Annotated in this window: 6 protein-coding genes; all 6 read left to right on the forward strand. The window is 40.0% G+C overall.

Annotated elements, in window-relative coordinates:
- Nucleotides 1–1,081 precede the first annotated feature (1,081 nt).
- The 6 genes from L4D78_RS27805 to L4D78_RS27830 all read left to right on the forward strand — a co-directional run bounded on the left by L4D78_RS27805 (nt 1,082) and on the right by L4D78_RS27830 (nt 4,825).
- Nucleotides 1,082–1,453 carry a hypothetical protein gene (locus L4D78_RS27805; protein ID WP_428469923.1) on the forward strand — a complete coding sequence of 124 codons (372 nt, stop codon included), beginning with the start codon at nt 1,082–1,084 and terminating at the stop codon, nt 1,451–1,453.
- 621 nt (nt 1,454–2,074) lie between these two features.
- Nucleotides 2,075–2,617 carry a HEPN domain-containing protein gene (locus L4D78_RS27810; RefSeq protein ID WP_428469924.1) on the forward strand — a complete coding sequence of 181 codons (543 nt, stop codon included), beginning with the start codon at nt 2,075–2,077 and terminating at the stop codon, nt 2,615–2,617.
- Nucleotides 2,618–2,817: 200 nt separating this feature from the next.
- Nucleotides 2,818–3,165, forward strand: a complete 348-nt coding sequence (locus L4D78_RS27815) for a DUF3024 domain-containing protein (protein ID WP_428469925.1) — start codon at nt 2,818–2,820, stop codon at nt 3,163–3,165.
- 156 nt (nt 3,166–3,321) lie between these two features.
- Nucleotides 3,322–3,774, forward strand: a complete 453-nt coding sequence (locus tag L4D78_RS27820) for a hypothetical protein (protein WP_428469926.1) — start codon at nt 3,322–3,324, stop codon at nt 3,772–3,774.
- Between the two features lie 270 nt (nt 3,775–4,044).
- Entirely contained in the window at nt 4,045–4,389 is a 345-nt protein-coding gene (locus tag L4D78_RS27825) for a hypothetical protein (protein ID WP_428469927.1), read from the forward strand.
- Complete coding sequence (locus L4D78_RS27830; protein WP_428469928.1) at nt 4,373–4,825, forward strand: hypothetical protein; 453 nt, start codon at nt 4,373–4,375, stop codon at nt 4,823–4,825. The genes L4D78_RS27825 and L4D78_RS27830 overlap by 17 nt, the downstream gene beginning before the upstream one ends.
- The last annotated feature ends 1,780 nt before the right edge of the window (nt 4,826–6,605 follow it).

Raw genomic sequence — 6,605 nt, forward strand, 5'->3', positions numbered from 1 at the left:
GTTCATGTTCATATAACAAGCTGTGTAAGCTGACCCTTAACGCGCGGCATTTTCACTATGAATTAGCTTTTGTGATTACGGTGTAATCGTTGGGTTTTGGGGCGGGCAACTTCACAAGGGCGTTATATGCCATTTTTTCTTATGGTTTAGGTCCCATTGCCGTTGGTTGTTTTGTGGTTTCAATGTGGGTCGAAATGCAGTAAAAATCGCGCCGTGAAATGGTGCGGTTAATCTTCATCTTATGCCAGTATTCATTGGTATAAATAGCATTATCTCTCTCAAATTCATGAATTCTCACTGTTGAATTTTGTGCTGGTTCGTTATGATTTTAGTGTTTACTAAGTCGCTGAAATTACGTGGTCAAGTTTGTATTTCAGTTGGCGGTAGCGTGGTGCTTGGGGTTACAGTTAGCATCGCAGTAATGGGTTGTTTTTTCTGCTGTCTCGGTGGGGCGGCCAAGCCGCTTTTTGTTCAGTATTCATATAACAAACTGTGCAAGTTGACCCTTAACACGCGGCATTTTCAGTATGAATTGGCTTTTGTGAATACGTCGTAATGTTTGGGTTTCGGGGCGGGCAACTTCACAAGGGCGTTATATGCCATTATTCCTTACAGTTTAAGTGTCATTGCCGCTGTTTGTTTTGTGGTTTCAATGTGGGTCGCGATGCCGTGAAAATTGTTCCGTGACTTGGTGCGGTTTACCTAAATCTCATGCCAATATTCATTGGTATAAATAGCTTTGTCTCTCCCAAATTCATGAATCCGCACTGTTGGTTTTTGTGCTGGTTCGTTATGATTTTAGTGTTTACTAAGTCGCTGAAATTACGTGGTCAAGTTTGTATTTCAGTTGGCGGTAGCGTGGTGCTTGGGGTTACAGTTAGCATCGCAGTAATGGGTTGTTTTTTCTGCTGTCTCGGTGGGGCGGCCAAGCCGCTTTTTGTTCAGTATTCATATAACAAACTGTGCAAGTTGACCCTTAACACGCGGCATTTTCAATATTAATTGGCTTATGTGATTACGGTGTAACCTTTAGGTTTAGGGGCGGGCACCTTCACAAGGGCGTTATGCAAATGGAGGGTTAATGGGTAAATTGGAAATTACGGGCTTTGCGCCATGGCCAACTATACCTATTGGAAGTCAATTCTTAAGCTGTACTTTTTTGGTTCGAATATTTTCAGGGATAGACAGTAGAGAAGATCTGGTTGTTTTATTTTTATTCCTAGTTATCAATTTGGTTTTTTCATTTGATCGTACGCAAATAGCAATGCTCATCGGTATTACAAAATATAGGTGGACGTATATATTAACTAGTACTTCAGCATTTTTAATGATGAACTTATTGGTTGATTACGGTCTTGAATTAGTAATGATAATTTTGTTTGGGCTATGGTTTTGTTTTAGTATTTTGTATACAAGAAATGTGTATAGGCTTTACCATAACGTGTTACCGTAAAAATGAGCATAACAAACTGTGCAAATTGACCCTTAACACGCGGCATTTTCAGTATGAATTGGCTTTTGTGTTTACGGGGCAAGGCTTTGGTTTTGGGGCGGGCAACTTCACAAGGGCGTTATATGCCATTTTTTCTTACGGTTTAGGTCTCATTGTCGCTGGTTGTTTTGCGGTTTCAATGTGGGTCGCAATGCAGTAAGAATCGTTCCGTGAATTGGTGCGGTTTGCTTTAGTCCCATGCCAATATTCATTGGCATAAATAACCTTGTTTCTCCCAAATTCATGAATCCGCACTGTTGGTTTTCGTGCTGGTTCGCTATGATTTCAGTGTTTACTAAGTGGCTGAAATTACATTGCTAAGTTAGTTTATTCGTTGGCGGCAGCGTGGTATTCACGGTTACAGCCAGCATTGTGAGTTTGGGGGTTGTTCACCTGTTGTCTCGGTGGGGCGGCCAAGCCGCTTTATATTCAGTTTTCATATAACAAACTGTGCAAGTTGACCCTTTACACGTGGCATTTTTAGTCTGAGTTAGCTTGTGTGATTACGGCGTAATGTTTGGGTTTGGGGCGGGCAACTTCACAAGGGCGTTACATGCTCACTTAGTTAACAAAGGAGGTTAAATGTCAGTTTCATCAGAGAATTTTAAGATAGCAATGAAGGAAGCCGGTGAGATTCTGGATTGCTATGATGAAATAAATAAAAACTCAAATAAACAGAGTCCAACCCCAGAAGCATTAAAGCGAGCAACGTTAATTCTTATTCTTACCGCATGGGAAACATACATAGAAGACGTTGCTGAAGAGATCTTCAAAAATAAGTTTGGCGTGCTATTGGGAAGTCATGCAGGCGGCTTTGTCGAAAAGCAATTTAAGCAAGAACTTAACCAGCTCCATAATCCAAACTCCCAAAAAGTGAGAAAACTCTTTTTCGATTTTTTGGGTGTTGATATAACAGCAAGTTGGAATTGGGCTAATTATAATTCTGAGCAAGCCAAAACGGTTCTTAATCGTTGGCTAAAGCGTAGAGGTGAAGCTGTTCATAGAGCACGAACTGATTCAAGCTGTGCTCATGTAGTCAAGCGAGATGAACTTAATAAATGTATACGCTTCTTTAATGAACTTGTTGATGTGACTGATAGGACATTGTTTGAAAGCAGCATGTAACAAAGGCATTAAGGTGACGCTTTACACTCGGCGGTTTTGGTTTGAAGTGTAATTGGTTTTGTAGGTTCAGCGTTGGCGCACCTTATGCCAAGGCGTTATGTGGCAAAGTTGGTGTAGCTTATACAGTATTTCATTTTGATGTGGAATTCGGTAGTTCAGATAGCTAAACTATAGAAAATCCTAATAAAAATGGACTATAAGTGGCATTTTCAGAATTCGAATTGAAGAAGCATGAGAAAGAGGTATCAGCCTTTATTGAGAAGAGGAGACCACCTGTTCACGTAAGAAATGAAGTTGACTTATCTTTCAGGATTGAAAACCAAAGTGTTGTGATTTTCGAGATTCGAGCTGGTTGGCGAAACCCTGCCGAGAAAATTGAGCAGTTAGTTGCAAAATCAACATACGTTAAATCGCAGAATGTTTGGAAAGTCTACTGGTTACAGCAAGATTTAAAATGGCACCTCTATGAACCAGTAAGTGAGGCCAAGACATTGGCAGGGTTCCTATCAGTTGTTGATCAAGACACCCATTGCTGTTTCTGGGGGTGATTCTTTGTACCCGCCACATAACAAAGGTCTCAAGGTGACGCGTTACACTCGGCATTTTTGGTATGGAGTTCGGTGTACTTTGTAAGTTTACCGTGGCGCACCTTATCCCAAGCGTTAGGCAAAAGCGTTAAATTTACAGGAGGTTGTTAGATTATTATGAATAGTAAAAGAGCTGCGCAACGTTGGGTTATGGGGGGCGGTGTTTTTAATTGTGTTGTTGCATTTCCATTCTCAATGCCATTTCTACATGAATCATATATTAATTTGTTTAACTGGCTAAATACTGCACTAAGGTTTGGTGGTAATGATTGGATTCCTCCAAATGATGGAGGGAATATGCTATTTCTCAATACTGCTGGTTTAGCATTGTTTCTTGTTGGCATGATGCTCATCTATGCATCGAAGAATGTGTCGTCGCGTATTGAAATTGCATTGTTTAATGGTGTTGTTCGATTAGTTTGGGCTATGGTTGCAATCTATTACTTAGTAAATCATGAAGTGATAAATTTATTGTATTTAATCGTCGCAATCGATTTGATACTTGCATCTTCCTATATCTATTACTACTTCACTATAAAATTCATCAGAAATCATGAAGTAATAGCATAATATGTGGTGAGTGTTTGTTGGAAATATAAACATTTATTGCCTAACAAAACCATTAAATTGACGCGTAGAGTTCGGCAGTTTTGGTGTGAAATTCGGTGCGTTTGGTAAGTTCAGTGGGGCGCAACTTATGGTAAGCGTTATACCTATGTACTGTGCCGATAAGATTTGTTTTTGCGATCAGAATAGTTTTAATCGTACGCGTGTTACATAGTGTTTTGTTTCTTCCGTTGTTAGTCTTGTGCTGATACAAACTAATTATGAGGAGATATGATGGCTAAATTAGGTTATTGTGAAATTAATGGAATTAATCTAAGCCGAAGAAGTAGGAAGGCTGTTTCTGATGTAAAAGGAATCATGAGAAATGGAAATATATTTAGTACGGCTGTATCAACTATTCCACTGTTTCAAATATTTGCGAGTCCGAGTATAACAACTACTGTTGTTGAAACGGGTATAACGATCAGGGAATATCATTGGGAGCTGTTTGCAAGAGCAATGAATTCAGCAGCTCCTATTGTTCGAAATCAGATATTTAAAGTTGCCTATGAACAAGAGATATTCACTTATGGTAAAGAAAGAGAGTTTTGGAGGTGCGTGAGTGAAGCTTCAAAATAGTCTGGTTTTATTAACTTTGTTGTTATCAGCATGTACAACAAGTCCTAATAGTGTAGATGCTTTAAAAAAATGGGATGACAAATATGCAGAATGCTCTAATTTAGCAATATCTAATGCAAATCCATTTCCTGAGTCCGATTGGTTTAATGGGTTGTCATTTGAAGATAAAAAAACTGTTATTGGCTATTTGTATAATTATAACAATAGGCAGTGTATTGAAGTTGAAACAAAACAATTACGTGAGGCTTTAACTCGTGAGGGTAATGAGTCACTTCTTAATATATTTTCTGCTGATTTAAATCCTTTAGAGAATATTGCTAGAGAAAGGATTAAGCATCTAAATATGTCTGAGTTAATGAAACTTCAACAGCAATATCCATGGCCATTTAATCTTACAGGTGTGGTTGAGCAGCTAAACTTGGACTCTAGGTATTAATTTTTGGCATAACAAGGCAATCAAGGGTGACGCGTTACACTCGGCGGTTTTGGTATGGAGTCCGGTGTGCTTTATTGGTTCAGTGGGGCGCACCTTATTGCAGTCGTTTATATGCCATTATTTCTTCCGGTTTAGGTTTCATTGCCGCTGGGTGTTTTGTGGTTTCAATGTGGGTCGCAATGCAGTAAAAATCGTTCAGTGAAATGGTGCGGTTAACCTTAATCTCATTCCAATATTCATTGGTATAAATAGCTTTGTCTCTCTCAAATTCATGAATCCGCACTGTTGGTTTTTGTGCTGGTTCGTTATGATTTTAGTGTTTACTAAGTCGCTGAAATTACGTGGTCAAGTTTGTATTTCAGTTGGCGGTAGCGTGGTGCTTGGGGTTACAGTTAGCATCGCAGTAATGGGTTGTTTTTTCTGCTGTCTCGGTGGGGCGGCCAAGCCGCTTTTTGTTCAGTATTCATATAACAAGCTGTGTAAGTTGACCCTTAACACGTGGCATTTTCACTATGAATTGGCTTTTGTGATTACGGTGTAATGTTTGGGCTAAGGGGCGGGCAACTTCACAAGGGCGTTATATGCCATTTTTTCTTAAGGTTTAGGTGTCATTGCCGCTTGGTGTTTTGTGGTTTCAATGTGGGTCGCAATGCAGTAAAAATCGTTCCGTGAAATCGTGCGGAAACCTTAATCTCATGCCAATATTCATTGGTATAAATAGCATTATCTCTCTCAAATTCATGAATCCGCACTGTTGAATATTGCGTTGGTTCGTTATGATTTCAGTATTTACTAAGTCGCTGAAATTACACTGCCAAGTTACGTTTCAATCGTTGGTAGCATGGTGCTCGGGGTTACAGTCAGCATTGTGAGTTTGGGGGTGTTCACCTGTTGTCTAGGTGGGGCGGCCAAGCCGCTTTAAGTTCAGTGTTCATATAACAAGCTGTGTAAGTTGACCCTTAACACGCGGCATTTTTAGTATGAATTGGCTTTTGTGTTTATGGGGCAATGTTTTGGTTTAGGGGCGGGCAACTTCACAAGGGCGTTATATGCCATTATTTCTAACGGTTTAGGTGTCTTGCCGCTGGTTATTTTGTGGTTTCAATGTGGGTCGCAATGCAGTAATAATCGTTCAGTGAAATAGTGCGGTTAACCTAAGTCTCATGCCAATATTCATTGGTACAAATAGCCTTGCCTCTCTCAGATTCATTAATCCGCACTGTTGAATTTGGTGCTGGTTCGTTATGATTCCAGCGTTTACTAAGTTACTGAAATTACGAAGCCAAGTTTGTATTTTAGTTGGTGGTAGTGTGGTGCTCGGGGTTACAGTCATCATCGTGGCTTTGGGTTGTTTTTCCTGCTGTCTCGGTGGGGCGGCCAAGCCGCTTTAAGTTCAGTGTTCATATAACAAGCTGTGTAAGTTGACCCTTAACACGCGGCATTTTTAGTATGAATTGGCTTTTGTGATTACGGTGTAACCTTTAGGTTTTGGGGCGGGCACCTTCACAAGGGCGTTATATGCCACTTTTTCTTATGGTTTAGGTGTCATTGCCGCTGGGTGTTTTGTGGTTTCAATGTGGGTCGTTATGCAGTAATAATCGTTCAGTGAAATGGTGCGGTTAACCTAAGTCTCATGCAAATATTCATTGGTATAAATAGCATTGTCTCTCTCAAATTCATGAATTCGCACTGTTGAGTATGGTGTCGGTTCGCTATGATTCCAGCGTTTACTAAGTTGCTGAAATTACACTGCCAAGTATGGTTTCAATCGTTGGTAGAT

It is taken from the genome of Photobacterium minamisatsumaniensis (assembly GCF_050336695.1).
Taxonomy (GTDB): Bacteria; Pseudomonadota; Gammaproteobacteria; order Enterobacterales; family Vibrionaceae; genus Photobacterium; species Photobacterium minamisatsumaniensis.

What these genes read in the sequence shown, in the direction of transcription:
- L4D78_RS27805 (WP_428469923.1), top strand. Translation starts at nt 1,082, where the DNA reads ATGGGTAAATTGGAAATTACGGGCTTTGCGCCATGGCCAACTATACCT.
- L4D78_RS27810 (WP_428469924.1), top strand. Translation starts at nt 2,075, where the DNA reads ATGTCAGTTTCATCAGAGAATTTTAAGATAGCAATGAAGGAAGCCGGT.
- L4D78_RS27820 (WP_428469926.1), top strand. Translation starts at nt 3,322, where the DNA reads ATGAATAGTAAAAGAGCTGCGCAACGTTGGGTTATGGGGGGCGGTGTT.
- L4D78_RS27825 (WP_428469927.1), top strand. Translation starts at nt 4,045, where the DNA reads ATGGCTAAATTAGGTTATTGTGAAATTAATGGAATTAATCTAAGCCGA.